The sequence below is a fragment of the Streptomyces sp. CA-111067 genome, from assembly GCF_050956065.1.
Taxonomy (GTDB): domain Bacteria; phylum Actinomycetota; class Actinomycetes; order Streptomycetales; family Streptomycetaceae; genus Actinacidiphila.
Map to the genome: position 1 here is coordinate 6,722,326 of NZ_CP192103.1, position 19,923 is coordinate 6,742,248.

The following is a 19,923-nucleotide window of genomic DNA, read 5'->3' on the forward strand; positions in this document are numbered from 1 at the left end:
CTCACAGCTTCTCCTCCGACGCCTGGACGTAGACCGTGCCCTGCCCCGACAGCTCCAGCTGGAATCCCTCGCCGGAGCCGCGGCCGACCATCTCCCGCCAGCCGAGCGCCGTGGTCAGCTTGTTGCGCACCTCGCCGCGGTGCGCCACATACGCCTGCGGATCGACGTGCACCGGGCGCTGCGGGTCGATGTGCAGCTCGATCACGCCGCCGTGCGCCATCACCGCCACCGAGCCCTTGCCCTGGAGGGTGGTGGTGAACAGCCCCTGGCCGCTGACCTGTCCGCGTATCACGCCCATCACCCCGCCCTGCGAGCCCATGAACATGGTGCCCTGCCGCAGCGAGCCGTCGAACGCCAGCAGCCGGTCGGCCTCCACGTACAGCGTCTCGCCGCTGAGGTCCACGGTGTGGATGTGGTGGCCGCCGTGGCCGAACATCACCGAGCCGTCGCCCTCCACGGTCATCAGCGGGGTCGCCTCGTTGGCCACCCGGCGGCCGATCATCGACATCACGCCGCCCTGGCCGCCGAGGATGTCGGGGGTGAACGCGACCTCGCCGCGGTAGGCCAGCATCGCGCCGCGCTGGCTGTAGAGCCGCTGCCCGGGCACGATCCGGGCCTCCACCATCTTGGAGTTGATCCGGGTGAACCCCATCAGAGCTGCCCGCCGATCGTGTCGCGCTCGCTCGGCTGTACGTAGACCAGCCCCTCGCCGTCGAACTGGATCTGGAAGCTCTCGCCCGAGCCCTCGCCCATCAGCGTGCGCAGGCCGACCGAGGACTGGAGCTGCTGGCGCAGGTCGCCGGTGTGGGCGACATACGCGCCCGGGTCGACCATCAGCGGCATGCCGGCCGTCACCCGCAGCACGATCGCCGGGCCCTGCGACATGATCGCGGCCTGCCCGGTGCCCTCCACGGTGGTGGTGAACAGCCCGTTGCCCTGGGTGGCGCCGCGCAGCCCGGTGAAGGTGGTGCCGGTGCGCAGCACGGGCTCGGTGACCAGCAGGTTGCTCGCCTCCACGTACAGCTTCTCGCCGGTCAGCCTGACCAGGTTGATCTCGGTGGCCCGGTCGGCGAAGTAGCAGGTGCCGCGGCCCTTGACCTCCATCACCGCCATCGCCTCGCCGGAGATCCGGCGGGTGACCAGGCCGCGCAGGCCCTCGCCGCCGCCGGTCATCTTCTTGAACGTCATCTCCCCCTCATAGGCCACCATCGCGCCGTTCTTGGCCTTGACGGAGTCGCCGTCGAGATCGACGGCGAGGACGCGGGAGCCCTGGAGCCGGAAGTTCGCCATGCTCAGACACTGTCCGCCGCGGGCCGCTTCCGAACCGGCAGCGGCTCGGGAGCCGTCGCGGGCGGCTCGCCGGCCGACACCTCCACCTCCAGGAGGGAGGCGCTGCGCCGCTCGGCCTCGAACGCCGCCGCCCCGCCGCGCAGCCCGAACAGCCGCTTGCCCAGCAGGATGTAGAGGACGGCGAGGACGTTGAGCGCGAGCGTGCCGATCTTGAAGTAGCTGACCTTCTCGGTGAGTTCGTAGACCTCGAGCGGGAGGAAGGCGGCGGTCGCCACCACCGTCAGGTACTCCGCCCAGCGCTTGGCCCACCACAGGCCGAAGCCCTCGACGATCTCGATCAGCGCGTAGCCGAGCAGCGCGGCGGCCACCATGTGCAGGGTGGACTTCTTGTAGTCGAACGCCTTCTGGATGCTGTCCACCACCGGCGAGTGGTCCAGGTCGTAGTGGAAGTGGTCGGCGACCGGCTTGAACGCGGTCAGGTCGTCGTCGAAGAGCTTGCGCATCGCGTCCTGCGAGTTGCTGAACTTCCACACCGCCCAGGCGGCCAGCACGATCAGCACACCGCGCAGGATCCGCTCGATCGCCAGGAAGCGCAGGATGAACAGGTCGCGCAGCGCCCGGCCGCGCGGCACCACCGGTGCCTGGTCGGCCGGCCCGGAGCCGTGCGGCTCGCCGAGCGCGAAGTCGCCGCAGCGCAGGCAGCGCCACACCGGGCCGAGCGCGGTGTCGGCGTGCAGGTTCCGGCGCAGGTGCTGCTCGTCCGGCACGTAGGTGATGTGACCTTTTCTGGCGCAGTGCCGCCGGTCCCAGTCGATGGCCATAGGTCTTCGGTCCCCGTGTGTCGTGGTGGTCGTCTTCGTGGCGGTCTTCGGTGTCTTCACCGTGGTCGCTGTGAAGGGGGACGCTATCGCCCGGCGCCCGGTTGCCGACCCCGGCAGGGGCCATCGATACGCTCCGGTGATAATGGGAGGGCCTTGTGATCACGTTCACAAGTGTCACAAGCGGTCGCCCCGCAGTGGGCGCGGGCGGCCGGCACCTTCGACAGTGAGGTTCCCGTGGACCTGAAGACAGCCGGCGCACTGCGCAGGCTTCGCCTGATCTCCGCCCCGGAGGCGGTGTCGTTCCTGCTTCTGCTGGTCTGCTCGGTGCTCAAGCGCACCACGGACTTCAACGCCGTGCCGGCCATGGGCATGATCCACGGCGTGCTGTTCATCCTCTACGTCCTGTTCTGGGCCGACTCCTGGCGCCGGGCCCGCTGGGGCTGGCAGCGCGGCGCGCTGTACTTCGTGCTGTCCGTACTGCCCACCGGCGGCTTCTTCGCCGAGCGGATGCTGCGCCGGGAGTGCGAGGCGAGCGTGCTGGCGGCGCGTGCCGCGCAGACCCCGGAAGCGGCGGTCGGCGCATGATCGTCGCCTTCTCGATCACCCCGCTCGGCGTCGGCGAGGAAGTGGGCGAGTACGTGGCCGACGCCGTCCGGGTGGTGCGGGAGTCCGGGCTGCCGAACCGCACCGACGCGATGTTCACCTCGGTCGAGGGCGAGTGGGACGAGGTGATGGACGTGGTCAGGCGCGCCGTCGCGGTGGTCGAGGAGCGCGCTCCCCGGGTCTCGCTGGTGCTCAAGGCCGACATCCGGCCGGGCGTCGCCGACGGGCTCACCTCCAAGGTCGAGACGGTGGAGCGGTATCTCGCCGGATGACAGTTCGTTTCCGGACATTTCCCGAGCCCTTTCCCGGCAGTTGGTGCTGACGACAGACTCCTCTGCTCTGCGGGGCCGCTGTTCGGGGGCGGGCCGGCGGCCGGTCATTCCGGGGCCGGCCGGCGTGGCTCAGAGCAGGCCGCCGGTGGCCAGCGCCATGCCGAGCGGGGTGCGCTCGTAGAGCACCTGGTGGCCGTAGCGGCGTGAGGCCAGCAGGCCCGCGTCCCGCAGCACCGACAGATGGGCCGAGACCGACGACATCGCCATCGCGTGCCGGTGCGACAGCGCGGTGGTGGTGCTGGGGGAGTCGAGCGCGCTGAGTATCGACGCCCGGTTGGCCCCCAGCAGCCGTATCAGCGCGGTGGACGCGGTCGGCCCGGTCTGCACCCACAGCCCGCCGACCCCGCGGGCCGGATAGACCACCGTGGACTGCCACGGCGGATCGAACGCGCTGCCCGCCTCCGGCCAGAAGAACACGCTGGGCACCAGCACCAGCCCCTGCCCGCCGGGCTCCGGCGGGTAGCTGACGCTCCCCGTGGCGGTCAGCGCCCCGTCCGACCAGTTCAGCTTGGGGTGCAGCCCGGTGAACAGCCGCTGCATGCCGCCGTCGGCCAGCCGCCGCGCGTGGAAGGCGATATCGGCTTCCAGCACCGCGCGCAGCCGCGGCCAGTGCGGCGACAGCAGCGCCGACCACACATGCTCGTAGATCCCGGCCAACTGCCGTACGGTGCCGGCCGGATCGTTGAGCATCGCGCGGCCCCTGCGGGTCAGCGCGGCGCCCGGGGTCTGCGCCAGCGCGGCCGACAACTGCCGGTGCGCCTCCTCGGGCCGGGTGGCCCTGATGGCATCCAGTTCGTCGTCGAGCGACGTGAGCGGGGCGTCCGGCAGCGGGTGCAGGAAGTCCGGCCCGTAGCCGTTGTCCGGGGCGAGCAGCCACAGCGGTGCCAGGTCCAGCGAGAGCGCCGCCGGGCGGACCTGGCGGAGCCAGGGCAGGTGGTAGCCGTGCCGGTCCGGTCTGGCCAGGGTGCGGATCGCTCCCTGAACCTCACGCAACGGGGAGATGGCGAAGCGGCACCGTAGCAGATCCTCAGCCGCAAAACGCATACGAAGCGACATCACGCCCCCCAAGATTCGCCTGACGCCGAAAGACTACGACGGGTGGTGCTGATGCCACCAGTGTGAAGACATGACAACGGACAGCGAGCACCCCTCACGAGGTGGAAACGCACCGCCGCCGCCCGCTCCGGATGAAGCTCCCGCCACCCAAGGGAGCGAAAAGGGCACCTCCGCCAGTTATGGAGCCGTCTTCGCGGTTCGGGAATTTCGCCCCATTTTTGTGGCACATGTGCTCTCCATTCTCGGAATCGTCCTCGCTGAGGTCGCCGTCGCTGTCCTCGTCTTCCGGAAAACCGGATCCCCGGTGCTCACCGCACTGGTCTTCGCCCTCAGTTTTCTGCCGTACGCGCTGAGCGGACTGCTGCTGTCCGGCATCGCCGACCGCTACCCCGCGCGCCGGGTCCTGGTCGCCTGCGATGTGGTCTCCGCGCTCTGCGTGGCGGGGATGGCGCTGCCGGCCACCCCGCTCGCCGTTCTGTTCGTGCTACGCGTGTCCGTCTCGATGATTTCGCCGCTCTTCCTCGGCGCCAGGTCCGCCAGCCTGGCCGACATCCTGGAAGGCGACCTGTACGTACTCGGCCGCTCGCTGGTGCGGATCGTGAACCAGGGATCGCAGATCATCGGCTTCGGCCTCGGCGGCCTGCTGCTGGTCTGGCTCTCCCCGCGCGGCGCCCTGGTGGTGACGGTCTGCACCTTCCTGAGCTCCGCGCTGCTGCTGCGCTTCGGCACCAAGGACCGGCCGGCCCGGGTCACCGGCGGCGGCCGGCTGCTGCGGGACTCCATCTCCTCGGTCGGTCAACTGCTCGGCACCCCGCGGATCCGCGCCCTGCTGCTCATGTGGTGGATACCGCCGATGTTCTTCTCGACCGCCGAGGGCGTCGCCGCGCCCTTCGCCGACGCCGCCGGCGCCGGAGCGCTCGGCTTCGGCCTCTTCCTGGCCGCGATGCCGGCCGGCACGGTGCTCAGCGAAGTGCTGGCCGGCACCCTGCTGACGGCCGCCGGCCGGGACCGGATCGCGCTGCCACTGGCGGGTGTCTCGATGCTGCCGCTGGTCTGCTTCGTGGTGCACCCCTCCCTTCCGTTCGCCATCGTGCTGCTGCTGCTGACCGGTCTGTGCGCGGCCTACGCCCTGGGCATGGACCGGTGGTTCGTCTACGACGTGCCCGAGGAGATGCGCGGCCGGGCCATGTCGCTGCTCGGCGCCGGCCTGATGACCCTCCAGGGCATCGGCCTGACGATCGGCGGTGCGATCGCCGAATGGGTGCCGCCCTACGGCGTGATCGGAATCTGCGGCAGCATCGGCACCCTGAGCGTGCTCGCCGTACTCCGCTCGGTCCGCAGCACGGCCGCCCAGGCGGTCAGCCCGGTCTGAGCCGTGCGCCGGATCCGCCCGCAAGCGGTGGCCTGAGCCGTGCGCCGGGGCCGGCCGCAAGGGGTGGCCTGCGCCGGCGGCCGGGCCTGCCGCGGCCGGGGCCCGGAGCTCAGCGGCGGGTGAGGTAGGCGTTCATGGCGCGGTGCAGCGCCTTGTTCACCGCGCCCTGCAACGGCAGTTCCCACTCGCCGACGGTCTCCACCGCCTCGCCGCCGGTGCCCGTCTTCCAGCGCAGCAGACCGTAGGCCCGCGAGGCCGGGTCGAGGTCGTCGGGTATGCCGCGCATGTCGTAGACCTCTGCTCCGGCCAGCACGGCGTCGCACAGCATCCGCCACTGGAGCGCGTTGCTCGGCCGCACCTCCCGGCGGTGGTCGGCCGAGGCGCCAGTCTGGTACCAGACCCGCTTGCCGTCCGGCGCCGTCAGCAGGGTGTGCGCCGCCAGCATCTCGCCCTCGTATCGGGCCGCGTACAGCCGCATCCCGCCCGGCTGCTCGGCGTTGAGCGCGGCGTACTGCCGCTGGTAGTAGTCCAGTTCGCGGCCCAGGCTGAAGCCGTCCCGCTGCTCGGTGACGCGCAGCAGGTCATGGAAGGCGGGCAGCGATCCGGCACCCTCCACCGCGGTGCGCACCCCGCGGTGGGCGGCCTTCTTCACATTCCGCCGCCACTCCTGGTTCAGCCCGGTCCACAGGTCGTCGAGCCCGCGGCCGGCCAGCGGTATCTCGAACACCAGCCGGGGCTGGGCGTCCGCACCCTGGCCGTCCTCACCGCATCTTCGCCAGCCGCCCTCGCGCAGCCGGTCGCCGACCGCAGCTCCCAGCGGCTCCACCATGTCGGGCAGCACATCGCCGATCCGCCGCCCCGGACCCGCCGACGCCTTCAAGGTGGCCGCCCGCCACCTGCGGTAGGCCAGCGGCGGCCCCATCCGCACCGCGAAGGCGCCCGTGCCGCGCAGATGGTCCAGCAGCGGATCCAGCCAGCGGTCCAGCCGCGGATCGGCCCACTCCACCACCGGGCCCTCCGGTAGATAGGCGAACGACCTTCTGGTGCCCGGGATCTGGCGGTAGAGCACCAGCGCGGACCCGGCCAGCCGCTCCCGCTCGTCCCACCAGCCCAGGCTCTCCGCCTGCCAGCCGGTCTTCACCCGCGCCCACCCGGGCGTCTGCAGAAAACTCCTCGTGTAAGGACCCGGCCGGCGCAGCGCTGCCGAATGCTCCGCCGCCGTGATCGGCCGCAGCCGCAGGGCGCCGTTCGGTGCCGCGCCGTCCTCGGCGCGCTCCACGCGCTGGTGAGTGGTCATCGTCATGGCGTCCTCCGCGATGCGGTGCGGGTCCCCGTCGGCCCGCCTAGTACTTACACGCGTGAGCGGCCCGAGAGGTGACCGAGACTTTTCCGACAGTGCCGATACGCCTCCGCCGCTTCCCCCGCCCGCAACCGCCGGGACACACTGGCGCGTCCGCAGAAGCGGGCGGGGACAGGCAGGCGGGGGCACAGCGGTGAGCTCGACGGCAGGAGTGAGGGGGCGGCGGGCGCACGCCCGGCAGCCCTCGCTGCAACGCAGCGGCCGAGTGATGATGGCCGGCTCGCTGGTGTCGCGGGCCACCGGATTCCTCAAGCTGGCGATGATCACCGCGGCGCTCGGCACGGCCGCCCACGGCGACGCCTTCGGGGTGGCCAACACCGTCCCCAACATCATCTACGCCCTGATGATCGGCGGCGCCCTCCAGTCCGTCTTCGTGCCCGAACTCGTCCGCGCCGCACGCGAGCACGCCGACCGCGGGCAGGCATACACCGACCGGTTGCTGACCCTCTGTACCGTCGCGCTGCTGGCCATCACCGCCGCCGCGGTGCTCGCCGCGCCGCTGCTGGTCAGCGCGTACGCCCCGGACTTCGGCGGCGCGCAGCGCGAGCTGACCGTCGCGCTGGCCCGGTACTGCCTCCCGCAGATCCTCTTCTACGGCCTGTTCACGCTGCTCGGCCAGGTACTCGGGGCGCGGGACCGGTTCGGCGCGATGATGTGGACACCGGTACTCAACAACCTCGTGGTCATCGCGGTGTTCGGCCTCTATCTCGCGGTCGCCCGCGGCGGCATCGGGCACGGCGACGCGATCCTGCTCGGGCTCGGCAGCACGGCGGGCATCGCCGTACAGGCACTCGGGCTGGTGCCCGCGCTGCGCGGCGCCGGTTTCCGCTGGCATCCGCGGTTCGACTGGCGCGGCGCCGGGCTCACCGCGCCGATGCGGTCGGCGGTCTGGACGCTGCAACTCGTCCTGGTCAACCAGCTCGCCTACTGGGTCGTCACCCGGCTCTCCACCTCGGCCGGCCAGCACGCGCTGGCCGCCGGGCACCGCGCGGGCGTCGGCTACGCGGCCTACAGCAACGCCTACAGCCTCTGGGTCGTGCCGCAGGGCATCGTCACCGTCTCGCTGGTCACCGCGCTGCTGCCGAGGATGAGCCGGGCCGCCGCCGACGGCGACCACGCGGCGATCGGCGCCGACCTCTCCCGCGGGCTGATCGCCTCCGGGACCGCGATCGTGCCCGCCGTCCTGGCCTTCCTCGCGCTCGCGCCGCAGATCACCGGGGTGGTCTTCCAGCACGGTGCCACCACCGACGCGGACGCCGCGGCCATCGCGTGGATGCTGGCCGCCTTCGCGCTCGGGCTGCCGGCCTTCGCCGGGCAGTATCTACTGGCCCGGGGCTTCTACGCGCTCGGCGACACCCGCACGCCCTTCTTCCTCAATGTGGTCATCGCGGGCGTCAACGCGGGCCTGTCCGCGGCGAGCTACGTGCTGCTGCCGGCCCGCTGGGCCGTCACGGGCATGGCCGGGGGGTACGCGGTGGCGTGCACGGTCGGCCTGGTCTGCACGGCGGGGGTCCTGCGCCGGCGGCTCGGCTGGCGGCCCCGGGTACTGGGCCACCACGTCCGGCTCGCCGTCGCCTTCCTCCCGGGCGCCGCTCTCGCGCTCGTGACCGCCCGCGCCTGCACGGCCCACCTCGGCCGGGCGCTCCCCGGCGACCTGGCCGGCCTGCTGCTGGGCGCCGCGGCCCTGGTCCTGCCTGCTCTGCTGCTGGCCAGGCCGCTGCGGCTCTCTCTCCTCTCTCTACGCCCGCGCTGAGCCCGCGGTCCGGCCGCGCGGAAAAAAAGTCACGAAAGCCCGGTCACCTCGGTCAGGGCCCGCGCGTGTATATGGCAGGGAGGGGATAACGACATGACCGCACAACCCGAGCCCGCCGCCCGGGCTGCGGACTTCGACGAGTTCTACGCCGCGACAGCCAAAAGGATGGTCGCCGTCGTCTACGCCGTCACCGGTGATCTGAACGAAGCGGAGGACGCGGTACAGGAGGCATACGCCAGAGCCTGGCAACGCTGGGCAAAACTCATCGAGGAAGGAGACCCGGGCCCATGGGTCCGCGCGGTGGCGCTGCGGCTTGCCGTCAGCACTTGGCGCAAGACGCGCAGCCGGATACTCGCCCACTTCCGGCACGGGCCACCGCCCGACACTCCGGACCTCGCCCCTGACCGGGTCGCCCTGGTCGCCGCCCTGCGCACACTCGGCGGCGATCAGCGCACCGCGGTCGTGATGCACCACCTGCTCGATCTCCCGGTCGAGGAGATCGCCCGCGAGACGGGAGTGTCCACCGCGGTCGTGCGCTCCCGGCTGAGCCGGGGCCGCAAGGCACTCGGAGCCCAGCTCAAGGACGAGCGGGAGTCGGGGGGTCCGCCGCGCCCGCGGAGCCCTGCCGACCTACCCGCAGCGACCCGCCCGTCCGCCGCCGACCGAACCGCCGCCACCCGCCGAACCGCCGTCACCGACCGGTGCACCAGCACCGACCGGCCCGGCGACACCGCATACCGACGCACCGAGGAGGTGCCTCTCCATGGCTGACAACTTCGGACCGATAACCCCGCCCGAGCCGCAGGAGCCGGAGGGCGGCCAGCACCCCATCGACGACCGGCTGCGGCAACTGGCCCGGGACACCGAGCCGCTGGTCGTGCTGGCCGGTGCCAAGGCCGCCCGGCAGCGGGGCGAGCTGCGCCGCACCAGGCGCAGGGCTGGTGCCCTGTCGTTCGTGCTGGCCATGGTCCTGGCATTCGGCTCCTGGCAGTTGCTGCCGCGGCTCGGCACCGGCTCGGCGCAGGCGCTGCCGTCGGGCAGCTCCAGTCCGATGCCGGCCGGCAGCCCCACGGGCGAGACACCGGCGGAGCTCATGGCCCGGCTGACGGCGGCGCTGCTGCCGGCCGACGTGCTGCGGGACGCCACCGGGTGGCTGTGGCGGCCGGTGTCGCCGCCCGAGTCCGGGAAGTTCCCCGAGATCTGCCCGGTGCGGCCGACGGTCGATGTGACGGCCACCGCCAGCCGCACGTACTCCTCGCTCGTCGGGTCCAACGGCCACTACTACGTGTACGCCCTCACCAGCAGCGCCGCCGCCGAGAAGGCGGAGCAGCTGATACGCACCGAGGCCGCGGCGAAGTGCAACCTGCTGCGGATGAGCCGTACCGACTGGCTGCCCGACGCGGCGGCGACGCTGCCGGGCACGGAGACCTGGGAGTCCACCAAGAAGGGCCTCCCGGTGAGCATGTGGCTGAGCCGGCGCGGACGGTATCTCACCGTGCTGATGCTGAACACGTCCGGAGATCCGGCGAACGCAAAATACGACTTCTACTACGTGGCGCCTCCACTGAGCCAGTGCATCAAGGACTCGCTCGACCACCTCGCCGCCGGCACGGCTCCCGGCGCCGGCGCCACCCCGGACGCCTCGACCGCCCCGGCTCCCGGCGCCGGCGGTGGCTCAGCGAAGACCCCGCCCGCCGGGAAGGACCTCTACCCGACCCACACCCCATGCTGACAAGGACCAGGACTGCCGTGCCGTACTCACGCCTCACCAGATCACGGGCGCTCGCCGTGCCCGCCGTGCTGCTCGCCGTGGCCATAGGTGCCACCGCGTGCGGCGGCCATGACAGCAAGTCGAGTGCGGGCCCCCGTGCCGACGCCACCGCCGCGAAGGGCGGCGGGCAGCCGGCGGCGGCCGGTTCCGCCGCGAAGATCAGCATCACACCGGGCGACAGCACGGCCGGCATCAACCCGGGCGTCCCGGTGAAGGTGACGGTCGCGGGCGGCACGCTGGCGGCGGTCACCGTGACGCCGAACGGCAAGGCGACGGACGGCGTCACGCCGGTCGCGGTGACCGGCGCGCTCGACCCGGCCAAGCACCAGTGGACCTCGAACCGCACCATGACGCCGGGCACCGCCTACACGGTGAAGGTCACCGCGGCCGACAGCGCCGGCAAGCAGAGCGCGGCCACCAGCACCTTCCGCACGGTGGCCGCGGTCAAGGTCAACGGGGTGACCCCGACCCCGCTGAACAAGGCGGTCGTCGGCGTCGGGCTGCCGGTGTCGCTGGCCTTCGACAAGCCGGTGACCGACAAGGCCGCCGTGGAGAAGGCGCTCAGCATCACCACCACTCCGGCGGTGAAGGGCAGTTGGGGCTGGCTCACCGATCCGCTGACCGGTGTCCAGCGGGTGGACTGGCGCCCGGACAGCTACTGGACCCCGGGCACCAAGGTCACGCTGACCGCCAGGCTCAGCGGCATCGACACCGGCGACAGCCGCTTCCTGCGCCGCGACATCCACGACAGCTTCACCATCGGCACCGCCCGGATCTCGTATGTGGACCTGAAGGCGCACACCATGCGGGTCACCGAGAACGGCCGGACGGTCAAGACCTTCAAGATATCCGGCGGCAAGCCGGCCTTCCCGACCTGGAACGGGAAGATGGTGGTGCTGAGCAAGCAGTCCACCGTCCGGATGACCTCGGCCTCCACCGGCATCGCGACCTCGCCCGACTCCGCGGACTTCTTCGACAAGCAGGTGAAGTACGCGGTCAACATCACCACCTCGGGCACCTACACCCACGCCGCACCCTGGAACGACGCGATGATGGGCGTGCAGAACGGCAGCCACGGCTGCATAGGGATGCACACCTCAGACGCCGTGTGGTTCTTCGACCGGGCGACCCGCGGCGACCTGGTGATCACCAGCGGCTCCACCAGGGCCACCGTGGACAAGGGCAACGGATACGGGGAGTGGAATCTCAGCGTGGACCAGTGGCGGGCGCTCAGCGCTCTCGCCTGACGAGATGCCTGTGCCCAGTATGTGACCGACGGGTAGGCTCTGGCGCGTGTCAAAGCCCCTGAGCCTTCCCTTCGACCCCATCGCCCGAGCCGATGAGCTGTGGACGCGCCGATGGGGAGGGGTGCCGTCGATGGGCGCGATCACCTCGATCATGCGCGCCCAGCAGATCCTGCTGGGTCAGGTGGACGCGGTGGTCAAGCCGTACGGGCTGACGTTCGCCCGCTACGAGGCGCTGGTGCTGCTCACCTTCTCGCAGGCGGGCGAGCTGACGATGTCCAAGATCGGCGAGCGGCTGATGGTGCACCCCACGTCGGTCACCAACACCGTGGACCGACTGGTGGCCGCCGGACTGGTCGCCAAGCGCCCCAACCCCAACGACGGCCGCGGCACCCTGGCCAGCATCACCGACAAGGGCCGGGAGATCGTCGAGTCCGCCACCCAGGACCTGGTCGCCATGGACTTCGGTCTCGGCGCCTACGACGACGAGGAGTGCGGCGAGATCTTCGCCCTGCTCAGGCCGCTGCGGATAGCGGCGGGGGACTTCAAGGAGGACTGACGGGAGGGGTGGAAAAACGGGCCGAAAGGCACCGCGTACGCTCGTAGCCATGAAATCCAGCGTGCTGACCCGCTACCGGGTGATGGCCTATGTGACGGGCGTGCTGCTGATCGCGCTCACCCTCAGCGTCATCGCCGAGTACGTCCTGAACATCGACGGCGCGAGCAAGGCCACCGGCATCATCGGCTTCGCCCACGGCTGGCTCTACGTCGTCTATCTGGTCTTCGCCTTCGACCTGTGCTCCAAGGCGAAGTGGCCGATCGGCCGGATGGCCTGGGTGCTGCTGGCCGGCACCGTTCCCACCGCCGCGTTCTTCGTGGAGCGCCGGGTCACCCGCGAGCTGGCCCCGCTGGTGGTCAGCGGCGAGAAGGCCCAGCAGCCCGTCGAGGTCTGACCGACCGCTGATCCGCGGCTCACCCACATGGTGAGCCGCGCCTCATCGACATTTACTTGGACGTCCAAGTAAATTTGTGGGTATGGACTCCCAAGGCATCGAGACAGGCCGCCGCCGCTGGCAGGCACGCTACGACTCCGCCCGTAAGCGGGAGGCCGACTTCAGCACCCTGTCGGGCGACCCGGTCGAGCCGGTGTACGGGCCGCCGCCCGGCGCCGACGTACCCGGGTTCGAGCGGATCGGCTGGCCGGGCGAGTACCCGTTCACCCGGGGACTGCACGCGACCGGCTACCGGGGCCGCACCTGGACGATCCGGCAGTTCGCCGGTTTCGGCAACGCCCGGCAGACCAACGAGCGCTACAAGACGATCCTGGCCAACGGCGGCGGCGGCCTCTCGGTCGCCTTCGACATGCCCACCCTGATGGGCCGCGACTCCGACGACCCGCGCTCGCTCGGCGAGGTCGGCCACTGCGGGGTGGCGATCGACTCGGCCGCCGACATGGAGACGCTGTTCCAGGACATCCCGCTGGGCGATGTCACCACCTCGATGACGATCTCCGGGCCGGCCGTCCCGGTGTTCTGCATGTACCTGGTCGCCGCCGAGCGGCAGGGCGTCGATCCCGCGGTGCTCAACGGCACGCTCCAGACCGACATCTTCAAGGAGTACATCGCCCAGAAGGAGTGGCTGTTCGCGCCGGACCCGCACCTGCGGCTGATCGGCGACCTGATGGAGCACTGCGCCGCGTCGATCCCGGCCTACAAGCCGCTGTCGGTCTCCGGCTACCACATCCGGGAGGCCGGTTCGACGGCCGCGCAGGAGCTGGCGTACACCCTGGCCGACGGGTTCGGCTATGTGGAGCTGGGGCTGAGCCGCGGCCTGGACGTCAACTCCTTCGCCCCCGGGCTGTCCTTCTTCTTCGACGCGCACCTGGACTTCTTCGAGGAGATCGCCAAGTTCCGCGCCGCCCGCCGGATCTGGGCCCGCTGGCTGCGCGACGAGTACGGCGCCACCAGCGACAAGGCGCAGTGGCTGCGCTTCCACACCCAGACCGCCGGGGTGTCGCTGACGGCGCAGCAGCCGTACAACAACGTGGTGCGCACCGCCGTCGAGGCGCTGTCCGCGGTGCTCGGCGGCACCAACTCGCTGCACACCAACGCGCTGGACGAGACGCTGGCGCTGCCCAGCGAGCAGGCCGCCGAGATCGCGCTGCGCACCCAGCAGGTGCTGATGGAGGAGACCGGGGTGGCCAACGTCGCCGACCCGCTGGGCGGTTCCTGGTACGTGGAGGCGCTGACCGACCGGATCGAGGCCGACGCGGAGAAGATCTTCGACAAGATCAAGGCGCTGGGCGAGAAGGCGGTGCCGAGCGGCAAGCACCCGATCGGCCCGATCACCTCCGGCATCCTGCGCGGCATCGAGGACGGCTACTTCACCGGTGAGACCGCCGAGTCGGCCTTCCGCTACCAGCGGTCGCTGGAGAAGGGCGACAAGCGGGTGGTCGGCGTGAACTGCCACACCGGCTCGGTCACCGGTGACCTGGAGATCCTGCGGGTCAGCCACGAGGTGGAGCGCGACCAGGTGCGGGCGCTGGCCGACCGCAGGACCGGCCGGGACGAGGCCGCGGTGCGGGCCGGCCTCGACGCGATGCTGGCCGCCGCCCGCTCCGGCGGCAACATGATCGCGCCGATGCTGGACGCGGCCAGGGCCGAGGCGACCCTCGGCGAGATCTGCGGGGTGCTGCGCGAGGAGTGGGGCACCTACACCGAGCCCGCGAGGTTCTGACCCACGGCACGCCGCCTCTACCCTCGTAGCTTCGATTCGCCCTCCGGGAACACCAGGAAGGGAAGTGCGTGGCTCTCGAAGCGACCGTCGGTGAGGACGGACTGGTCTACATCCGCGAGACGGAGCAGCCGGAGGTGGTGGCCGTGACCACCCCGGCGAAGTGGGAGGCGTTCGTCAAGGGCGTCAGGGCGGGGGAGTTCGACCACTTCGTGGCGGACGTGGACGACCCCGGCTAGCGCCCGGCCGGCCGAAAGCTCCCGCTGGGCCCCGCCGTCAGCAGATCTGCGCCCCGCCGAGCCCGGCGACCAGGAGCAGGGCGAGCCGTCCCGCCCACTCCTCGTCCACCGGCTCGGAGCTGACCATCAGCCGGTGCACCACCGCGCCCGCGATCACGTCGAAGATCAGGTCGTCGCGCGCCGCCAGGTCCGCGGGCCCGGCCCGGCCGTCCGGCGGCAGCTCGCCGCGCGCCTGTGCCCGTTCCCGGCCCAGCAGCACCAGGTGCTTCTGCCGGTCCACGATCGCGCCGCGGACCCGCAGCCGCAGCGCCTCGTCGGTGGTGGCCTCGGCCACCACCGCCATCAGCGCGGTCCTGGTCTCGGGAAGGCTGAGCAGCCGGGCGAAGCGCAGCACCGCGCCCTGGATGTCGGCCCGCAGGCTGCCGAGGTCGGGCAGGTCGAGCTGCTCCTCGAAGAGCGCGGCGATGGCGTCGACCACGAGTTCGTTCTTGCCCGCCCAGCGCCGGTAGAGCGTGGTCTTGGCGACCCCGGCCCGCGCGGCGACGTCGCCCAGGGTCAGCCTGCCCCAGCCCAGCTCCGCCAGTGCCGCGCGGGTGGCCGCCAGGATTGCCCGGTCCGCCTCGGCACTCCTTGGCCGTCCGGTGCGTTTGGCTGGAGGGAGGGGTTGCATAGGCCGGACCATACCGGCCGGTAGGTAACGTGACGAGTGACCGGGATCACAGGATGTCGCCGCGCCGGGCGCCCCGCGGTCCAGTTACGCTACGACCCGTAGCGAAATCGAGTGGCAACCACCGCCGCGGATGGGGATCCGCGCCAGTCAGACCCGCACCACCCGGCCCCGCACCCGCAATCCGGCGGGATCGGGGGGTCTGTGCACACCGAGCTCCACGAGGGGGGAGGATTGACCTCATGCAGCCACGGAACATGTCCATGAGCGGCGTGGTCGACCTCGCCGCCCTGAAGGCGGCCGGTGAGGCCAAGGCGAAGGCCGAACAGGCCAGGAGCCAGCGGCAGGAAGCCGGTGACCCCGCCCCCCTCGCCAGCCCGCTCGTCATCGAGGTGACCGAGGCGACCTTCGAGAGCGACGTACTCCAGCGCTCCGCCGAGGTCCCGGTGGTCATCAGCTTCTGGGCCGACCAGGCCGAACAGAGCAAGCAGCTCAACGTCGTACTGGAGCGGCTGGCCGGGCAGTACCGGGGGCGCTTCGTCCTCGCCACCGCCGAGGTCTACGCCAACCAGGCGCTCTTCCAGCAGTTCGGCGTCCAGGGGGTGCCCGCGGTCTTCGCGGTGCTGGCCGGCCAGGCGATGCCGCTCTTCCAGGGCGCGGCCCCCGAGGACCAGATCGCCGAGGTGCTCGACCAGCTGATCTCGGTCGCCGAGCAGCGGTTCGGCATCGTGGGCGCCGAGGTCGACCCGGGCACCGTCCCGCAGGAGGCCGCCGAGGCCGCCCCGCCGCGCCCGGCCACCCCGCAGGAGCTCGCGCTGTCGGCCGCGCACGAGGCGCTGGACGGCGGCGACCTCAGTGGCGCGATCCAGGCGTACCGCAACGTGCTGTCCGACGAGCCGGCCAACGCCGAGGCGAAGCTCGGCCTGGCCCAGGCCGAATTGCTGCACAGGGTGCAGGGCGCGGACCCGCAGGCGGTCCGGGAGGCGGCGGCGAACGCACCGGGTGACGTACCGGCGCAGCTCGCCGCGTCCGATCTCGACCTCGTCGGCGGCCATGTGGAGGACGCTTTCGGCCGCCTCGTGGACCTGGTGCGGCGCACCGCGGGCGACGACCGGGACACCGTACGGCTGCGGCTGCTCGAGCTGTTCGAGGTGATCGGCCCGGACGACCCGAGGGTGGCCGCCGCACGTACCGCCCTGGCCAGAGTGCTGTTCTGAGTCCGGAGCCGGCTGTTCGACACTCCGTTCGAGCCGGGCGTACCGCCCGGGCCGGATGCTCGCCGATTTAGCGATACAGCGACCGCTCTTTATCAAACCGTGACAATGAGCGGTCGCTGTTACGCCCGGTAAGACACGAGCCCGGGTTTATTAGCACATGGGTGATATGCCGGAATTTCACACCCACGTTACCGTCACCCTGCGTGAGATTACTCCGCGTGGCGATCAATCCTGCGGCATCTGACCGTTACTCGCTAGTAACGAGACCCTTGTGCGGCGGCCTGAATTGGACAACGATCGGCCAAGCTCGGTCCGTAGCCACCGCCCCGGCAGCCAGTCGGCGCCACGGTCCACGGGTCCCCGCCGAGTGGGGGTGCGCGGCAACCCGCCGCCGCCCCGGGACAGGGGGGTCTCCGCCCATGGTGGAAACGGTCGGAGCCTGTCCAGCAGGTTGCGCGAGAGCGTGGCCAGTGGTTGTCGCTCGGGGGTGATCGCCGAAGATTCGGACACCGCCGTCCGCACTCCCCTCCCAGGGAGGGACGGCCCCGCCGAACCCGGCGCTCTCCTTCCCGAGGACGTAGCACTTCTCCCATCCCAGGTCAGGACTCCAGACATCCAGGCCGGAGATGTACGTCCGAGAAGGAGGAAATACATGGAGTCGCTCGTTCGTGGCGGTACCAGATGGAAGCGGTTCGCCGTTGTCATGGTGCCGAGTGTCGCGGCTACGGCCGCGATAGGCGTTGCCTTGGCCCAGGGCGCGCTCGCCGCGTCGTTCAGCGTGTCGGGCCAGCAGTTCAAGGTGACCGCCAAGACCCTGCACGGCACGGGGTTCGAGCAGTACGGCGCGATCGACGTGCCCAGTGGCAAGGGGCCGGTGCCGGTCGCGGTGTCCGCGTTCACCGACGCCACGATCACCGGGCTGTGCCAGTCCGTGGTGATACCGACACCGATCGGTGACGCCACGCTGGTGCTGAAGGCGGGCAACGGCAGCAAGCCGGTCAAGGCGCACAACCTCTACATCGACCTCGACCAGCTCGATGCCGACGCGACGTTCAAGAACATCAACATCGGTGTCGCGGCCGGCAGTGCCGACAAGGGCCCGGGGATCGAGAACCCGAAGACCACCGACTCGGGTTCGTTCGCCCAGGAGTCCGACTCGGCCGACCTGATCGGTGTGAAGCAGACCGCGTGGGCCACGAGCGCGGGCACCTTCAAGCTCGCGGGCCTGAGCCTGCGCGTTCACAAGGGCTCCGGCTCTTCGGTGGAGTGCTACTAGAGCACCGCTTGATGTGGCCCGGGTGAGCCGCGCGGGACGCGGCTCACCCGGTGTCACCGAGATCGACTTCTTTTGCTTGCCAGTCCCAGGGAGCTGTTTTCTATGAGCGCCGCGTCAACAGGACTGCGTGCCCGGATCCGCTACTGGCGTCTGACCTTCCGCCACTGGCGGTGGGGACGCCCCTTCTGGGCGGGTCTGCTGACCCTGCTCGGAGGTGTGCCGATCGCATACTTCCCGTACGCGAATCTCACGCTCGGTCAGCTGACCGTCCGGATAGCGACGACCGCGGGCACCGCCTCGCTGATCATCGGCGTGCTGCTGGTCGTACTCGGCCTGACCATGTGGTACCAGCAGGCGGTCAAGATCTTCGCCGGTGTGGCGGCGATCATGCTCGCCCTGGTGTCGCTGGTGGTCTCCAACTTCGGCGGCTTCCTGATCGGCTTCCTGCTCGCGCTGTTCGGCGGCGCGATGGGCATCTCCTGGGCGCCCGGCACTCCGGCGACGGATGAGCCGGGGGAGAAGGCGGAGCTGCCCGACGGCGCCCCGCAGGGCGGCGACGACGACGCCGAGCCCGAGCAGAGCGCCCCCACCGTGCCGGCGCCCGCCGGCCCGGCCGACCCGTTCGGCCCGCCGGAGCCGGTGCTCGCCGGCGCCCGGCCCGACGAAGAGAACACCGAGGAGAACGGGAGGCACCGTGCTGGGTGACGAGACTCAGCCGGCCGACAGCGACGGGGCGACGAGGGGGCCGCGTCACGCGGCCCCGCGCAAGTCGCTGCTGACCAAGCTGCACGTGCCCGCGGGCAAGGCGGTGGCACTCGCCGCCATGCCGACCGCGGTGCTGATGGGTATGGGCTTCACCCCGCACCTCGCGAACGCCGACGAGATGCCGAAGGGCTCGTCCATCAAGCCGGGACCCTGCGTCACCCAGTCCGACAATCCGACGCCTTCCGCTGACTCCACGGCGGGCGCGGACGGCAAGACGGACAAGAAGGCGGACCAGGGCAAGACCGGGAGCACCGGCAAGGACGGCTCCAAGGCCGAGGACGGCGCCGGGTCGCCCGACCCGACGACGAGCCCGTCCGCGCCTGATCCGGGCGCCACACAGGCCCCTGACGCCGGGAAGGCCGCCAAGCCGCCGTCCGGCGGTGCGAGCACGCAGGACACGTCGGGCGGCGACAACAAGTCGGCGACGAGTACGGCCAAGAAGTCCACGCCGGCCGCCACGCCGACGCCGAGCGCCACCCCGAGCCCGACGGCCTCGACCAACCCGTGGGACCCGCTGGGCCTCGGCAACCTGCTCGGCGGCCTGCTGGGCGGCGGCAAGTCCACGTCCACCCCGACGCCCGCGCCGACCACCCAGGCGCCCGCCCCGCCGGCCAGTACGGCTCCCACGCCGACCACCAGCCGGCCGCCCGCCACGTCCACCACGTCGACCGGCAGCACCGCCCCGAGCACCGGGAGCACCAAGCACAGCGCTCCGCAGGACGACGCCAAGGACGCCAAGGGCGGCACGGCGGACAAGGGCAGCACGGCCAAGGACGACACGAAGGCCGCGGACGGCAAGGGCGACACGGCGAAGAAGTCCGGCAAGGACGCCACGCCGACCACGAAGCCGACCACCGACCCGGCCACGTCCGGCGGCGCGCAGCCCTACCCGTGCCCGACCTACGACGCGAAGGCGCTCGCCGACGCCAAGGTCGAGCAGGGCATACCGCCGCTGCCCGACACCCCGTGGACGCTGAAGACCAGCAAGCTGACCCTGTACGGCCTCGGCTACGACGGCATAGTGCAGGTCAAGACGCACAACGGCACGGTGAAGGACGTACTGAAGTTCACCGCGACCGGCATCGACATCGAGAACCTGCACCAGATAGTGGACGCCCCGAACGACACCAAGACCAACGTCCAGGCCGCGTCCGGCTCCACCTCCACCATCCGGGACGGCACGGTGACGCTCTACACCGAGTCGCTCAGCGGCAACCTGCTCGGCCTGGTGCCGGTCACCTTCACCCCGAAGGCGCCGCCGCCGCTGACCCTGCCGGTGCTGTTCTTCACCAACGCCACGGTCATACAGGCCGGCCAGTTCGGCGGCACCCTGCACGTACCGGGCATGCACATCTTCGGCTCGGCGAGCTAGCCGCCCGCACCGCGGACGACACAGCCGCGCGCCGCACCCCCTGAGAGCAGGG

At 71.2% G+C, this 19,923-nt stretch carries 20 protein-coding genes and 1 pseudogene; 15 read left to right on the forward strand and 6 right to left on the reverse strand.

The features are described 5' to 3' along the window. Position 1: 1 nt before the first annotated feature. From ACQPW6_RS29840 to ACQPW6_RS29850, 3 genes are read right to left on the reverse strand one after another with little or no spacing between them, the layout of a single operon-like run. Positions 2-652, reverse strand: a complete 651-nt coding sequence (locus ACQPW6_RS29840) for an AIM24 family protein (protein ID WP_433892799.1) — start codon at positions 650-652, stop codon at positions 2-4. Continuing rightward, positions 652-1,290 carry an AIM24 family protein gene (locus ACQPW6_RS29845; RefSeq protein WP_433892800.1) on the reverse strand — a complete coding sequence of 213 codons (639 nt, stop codon included), beginning with the start codon at positions 1,288-1,290 and terminating at the stop codon, positions 652-654. Before ACQPW6_RS29845 ends, ACQPW6_RS29840 begins: the two co-directional genes overlap by 1 nt. Before the next feature lie 2 nt (positions 1,291-1,292). Beyond that, the gene (locus tag ACQPW6_RS29850; RefSeq protein WP_433892801.1) at positions 1,293-2,111 is read right to left on the reverse strand and encodes a DUF2127 domain-containing protein; all 819 of its coding nucleotides are present in this window, start codon (positions 2,109-2,111) and stop codon (positions 1,293-1,295) included. A 234-nt stretch (positions 2,112-2,345) separates the two neighbouring features. Here ACQPW6_RS29850 and ACQPW6_RS29855 point away from each other — a divergent pair, with 234 nt between their 5' ends. After that, positions 2,346-2,696: a DUF3817 domain-containing protein gene (locus ACQPW6_RS29855; RefSeq protein ID WP_433892802.1), complete on the forward strand. Its 351-nt coding sequence runs from the start codon at positions 2,346-2,348 to the stop codon at positions 2,694-2,696. Next, positions 2,693-2,986, forward strand: a complete 294-nt coding sequence (locus ACQPW6_RS29860; RefSeq protein ID WP_433892803.1) for an MTH1187 family thiamine-binding protein — start codon at positions 2,693-2,695, stop codon at positions 2,984-2,986. Before ACQPW6_RS29855 ends, ACQPW6_RS29860 begins: the two co-directional genes overlap by 4 nt. A 129-nt stretch (positions 2,987-3,115) precedes the next feature. Here ACQPW6_RS29860 and ACQPW6_RS29865 read toward each other — a convergent pair whose 3' ends face one another. Continuing rightward, positions 3,116-4,039, reverse strand: a complete 924-nt coding sequence (locus ACQPW6_RS29865; RefSeq protein ID WP_433892804.1) for a DUF5937 family protein — start codon at positions 4,037-4,039, stop codon at positions 3,116-3,118. Between the two features lie 133 nt (positions 4,040-4,172). Between ACQPW6_RS29865 and ACQPW6_RS29870 the strand changes: the two genes are divergently transcribed. Further along, positions 4,173-5,474 (forward strand): MFS transporter, encoded by a 1,302-nt coding sequence (locus ACQPW6_RS29870; protein ID WP_433892805.1) that lies wholly within the window; start codon positions 4,173-4,175, stop codon positions 5,472-5,474. A 109-nt stretch (positions 5,475-5,583) separates the two neighbouring features. On the opposite strand, the gene ACQPW6_RS29875 is transcribed toward ACQPW6_RS29870, so the two are convergent. Then, the gene (locus tag ACQPW6_RS29875; RefSeq protein ID WP_433894704.1) at positions 5,584-6,771 is read right to left on the reverse strand and encodes a lipid II:glycine glycyltransferase FemX; all 1,188 of its coding nucleotides are present in this window, start codon (positions 6,769-6,771) and stop codon (positions 5,584-5,586) included. A gap of 196 nt (positions 6,772-6,967) precedes the next feature. Between ACQPW6_RS29875 and murJ the strand changes: the two genes are divergently transcribed. From murJ to ACQPW6_RS29915, 8 genes and pseudogenes are all read left to right on the forward strand, one after another. After that, positions 6,968-8,587: a murein biosynthesis integral membrane protein MurJ gene (gene murJ, locus ACQPW6_RS29880; protein WP_433892806.1), complete on the forward strand. Its 1,620-nt coding sequence runs from the start codon at positions 6,968-6,970 to the stop codon at positions 8,585-8,587. A 93-nt stretch (positions 8,588-8,680) separates the two neighbouring features. Further along, positions 8,681-9,358, forward strand: a complete 678-nt coding sequence (locus tag ACQPW6_RS29885) for a SigE family RNA polymerase sigma factor (protein WP_433892807.1) — start codon at positions 8,681-8,683, stop codon at positions 9,356-9,358. Next, positions 9,351-10,319, forward strand: a complete 969-nt coding sequence (locus tag ACQPW6_RS29890; RefSeq protein ID WP_433892808.1) for a hypothetical protein — start codon at positions 9,351-9,353, stop codon at positions 10,317-10,319. The genes ACQPW6_RS29885 and ACQPW6_RS29890 overlap by 8 nt, the downstream gene beginning before the upstream one ends. 17 nt (positions 10,320-10,336) lie before the next feature. Next, entirely contained in the window at positions 10,337-11,605 is a 1,269-nt protein-coding gene (locus ACQPW6_RS29895; RefSeq protein WP_433892809.1) for an Ig-like domain-containing protein, read from the forward strand. A 46-nt stretch (positions 11,606-11,651) separates the two neighbouring features. After that, positions 11,652-12,161: a MarR family winged helix-turn-helix transcriptional regulator gene (locus tag ACQPW6_RS29900; RefSeq protein ID WP_433892810.1), complete on the forward strand. Its 510-nt coding sequence runs from the start codon at positions 11,652-11,654 to the stop codon at positions 12,159-12,161. Between the two features lie 49 nt (positions 12,162-12,210). Continuing rightward, positions 12,211-12,555, forward strand: a complete 345-nt coding sequence (locus ACQPW6_RS29905) for a DUF3817 domain-containing protein (RefSeq protein WP_433892811.1) — start codon at positions 12,211-12,213, stop codon at positions 12,553-12,555. 82 nt (positions 12,556-12,637) lie between these two features. Next, positions 12,638-14,338, forward strand: a complete 1,701-nt coding sequence (locus ACQPW6_RS29910; protein WP_433892812.1) for an acyl-CoA mutase large subunit family protein — start codon at positions 12,638-12,640, stop codon at positions 14,336-14,338. Positions 14,339-14,403: 65 nt separating this feature from the next. After that, positions 14,404-14,574 (forward strand): annotated as a pseudogene (locus ACQPW6_RS29915) (DUF397 domain-containing protein); the annotation flags it as partial. Between the two features lie 37 nt (positions 14,575-14,611). Here ACQPW6_RS29915 and ACQPW6_RS29920 read toward each other — a convergent pair. Further along, the gene (locus ACQPW6_RS29920; protein ID WP_433892813.1) at positions 14,612-15,244 is read right to left on the reverse strand and encodes a TetR/AcrR family transcriptional regulator; all 633 of its coding nucleotides are present in this window, start codon (positions 15,242-15,244) and stop codon (positions 14,612-14,614) included. Between the two features lie 239 nt (positions 15,245-15,483). On the opposite strand from ACQPW6_RS29920, the gene ACQPW6_RS29925 reads away from it, so the two are divergent. The 4 genes from ACQPW6_RS29925 to ACQPW6_RS29940 all read left to right on the forward strand — a co-directional run bounded on the left by ACQPW6_RS29925 (position 15,484) and on the right by ACQPW6_RS29940 (position 19,871). After that, positions 15,484-16,458 (forward strand): tetratricopeptide repeat protein, encoded by a 975-nt coding sequence (locus ACQPW6_RS29925; RefSeq protein WP_433892814.1) that lies wholly within the window; start codon positions 15,484-15,486, stop codon positions 16,456-16,458. 652 nt (positions 16,459-17,110) lie between these two features. Beyond that, the gene (locus tag ACQPW6_RS29930) at positions 17,111-17,734 is read left to right on the forward strand and encodes a DUF6230 family protein (protein WP_433892815.1); all 624 of its coding nucleotides are present in this window, start codon (positions 17,111-17,113) and stop codon (positions 17,732-17,734) included. A 102-nt stretch (positions 17,735-17,836) separates the two neighbouring features. Continuing rightward, positions 17,837-18,439: a DUF6114 domain-containing protein gene (locus ACQPW6_RS29935; protein WP_433892816.1), complete on the forward strand. Its 603-nt coding sequence runs from the start codon at positions 17,837-17,839 to the stop codon at positions 18,437-18,439. Beyond that, positions 18,429-19,871 carry a hypothetical protein gene (locus ACQPW6_RS29940; protein WP_433892817.1) on the forward strand — a complete coding sequence of 481 codons (1,443 nt, stop codon included), beginning with the start codon at positions 18,429-18,431 and terminating at the stop codon, positions 19,869-19,871. The genes ACQPW6_RS29935 and ACQPW6_RS29940 overlap by 11 nt, the downstream gene beginning before the upstream one ends. Positions 19,872-19,923: the final 52 nt, after the last annotated feature.

What these genes read in the sequence shown, in the direction of transcription:
- ACQPW6_RS29840 (WP_433892799.1), bottom strand. Translation starts at nt 652, where the DNA reads ATGGGGTTCACCCGGATCAACTCCAAGATGGTGGAGGCCCGGATCGTG.
- ACQPW6_RS29845 (WP_433892800.1), bottom strand. Translation starts at nt 1,290, where the DNA reads ATGGCGAACTTCCGGCTCCAGGGCTCCCGCGTCCTCGCCGTCGATCTC.
- ACQPW6_RS29850 (WP_433892801.1), bottom strand. Translation starts at nt 2,111, where the DNA reads ATGGCCATCGACTGGGACCGGCGGCACTGCGCCAGAAAAGGTCACATC.
- ACQPW6_RS29860 (WP_433892803.1), top strand. Translation starts at nt 2,693, where the DNA reads ATGATCGTCGCCTTCTCGATCACCCCGCTCGGCGTCGGCGAGGAAGTG.
- ACQPW6_RS29870 (WP_433892805.1), top strand. Translation starts at nt 4,173, where the DNA reads ATGACAACGGACAGCGAGCACCCCTCACGAGGTGGAAACGCACCGCCG.
- ACQPW6_RS29875 (WP_433894704.1), bottom strand. Translation starts at nt 6,771, where the DNA reads ATGACCACTCACCAGCGCGTGGAGCGCGCCGAGGACGGCGCGGCACCG.
- ACQPW6_RS29885 (WP_433892807.1), top strand. Translation starts at nt 8,681, where the DNA reads ATGACCGCACAACCCGAGCCCGCCGCCCGGGCTGCGGACTTCGACGAG.
- ACQPW6_RS29890 (WP_433892808.1), top strand. Translation starts at nt 9,351, where the DNA reads ATGGCTGACAACTTCGGACCGATAACCCCGCCCGAGCCGCAGGAGCCG.
- ACQPW6_RS29905 (WP_433892811.1), top strand. Translation starts at nt 12,211, where the DNA reads ATGAAATCCAGCGTGCTGACCCGCTACCGGGTGATGGCCTATGTGACG.
- ACQPW6_RS29910 (WP_433892812.1), top strand. Translation starts at nt 12,638, where the DNA reads ATGGACTCCCAAGGCATCGAGACAGGCCGCCGCCGCTGGCAGGCACGC.
- ACQPW6_RS29920 (WP_433892813.1), bottom strand. Translation starts at nt 15,244, where the DNA reads ATGCAACCCCTCCCTCCAGCCAAACGCACCGGACGGCCAAGGAGTGCC.
- ACQPW6_RS29925 (WP_433892814.1), top strand. Translation starts at nt 15,484, where the DNA reads ATGCAGCCACGGAACATGTCCATGAGCGGCGTGGTCGACCTCGCCGCC.
- ACQPW6_RS29930 (WP_433892815.1), top strand. Translation starts at nt 17,111, where the DNA reads ATGGAGTCGCTCGTTCGTGGCGGTACCAGATGGAAGCGGTTCGCCGTT.
- ACQPW6_RS29935 (WP_433892816.1), top strand. Translation starts at nt 17,837, where the DNA reads ATGAGCGCCGCGTCAACAGGACTGCGTGCCCGGATCCGCTACTGGCGT.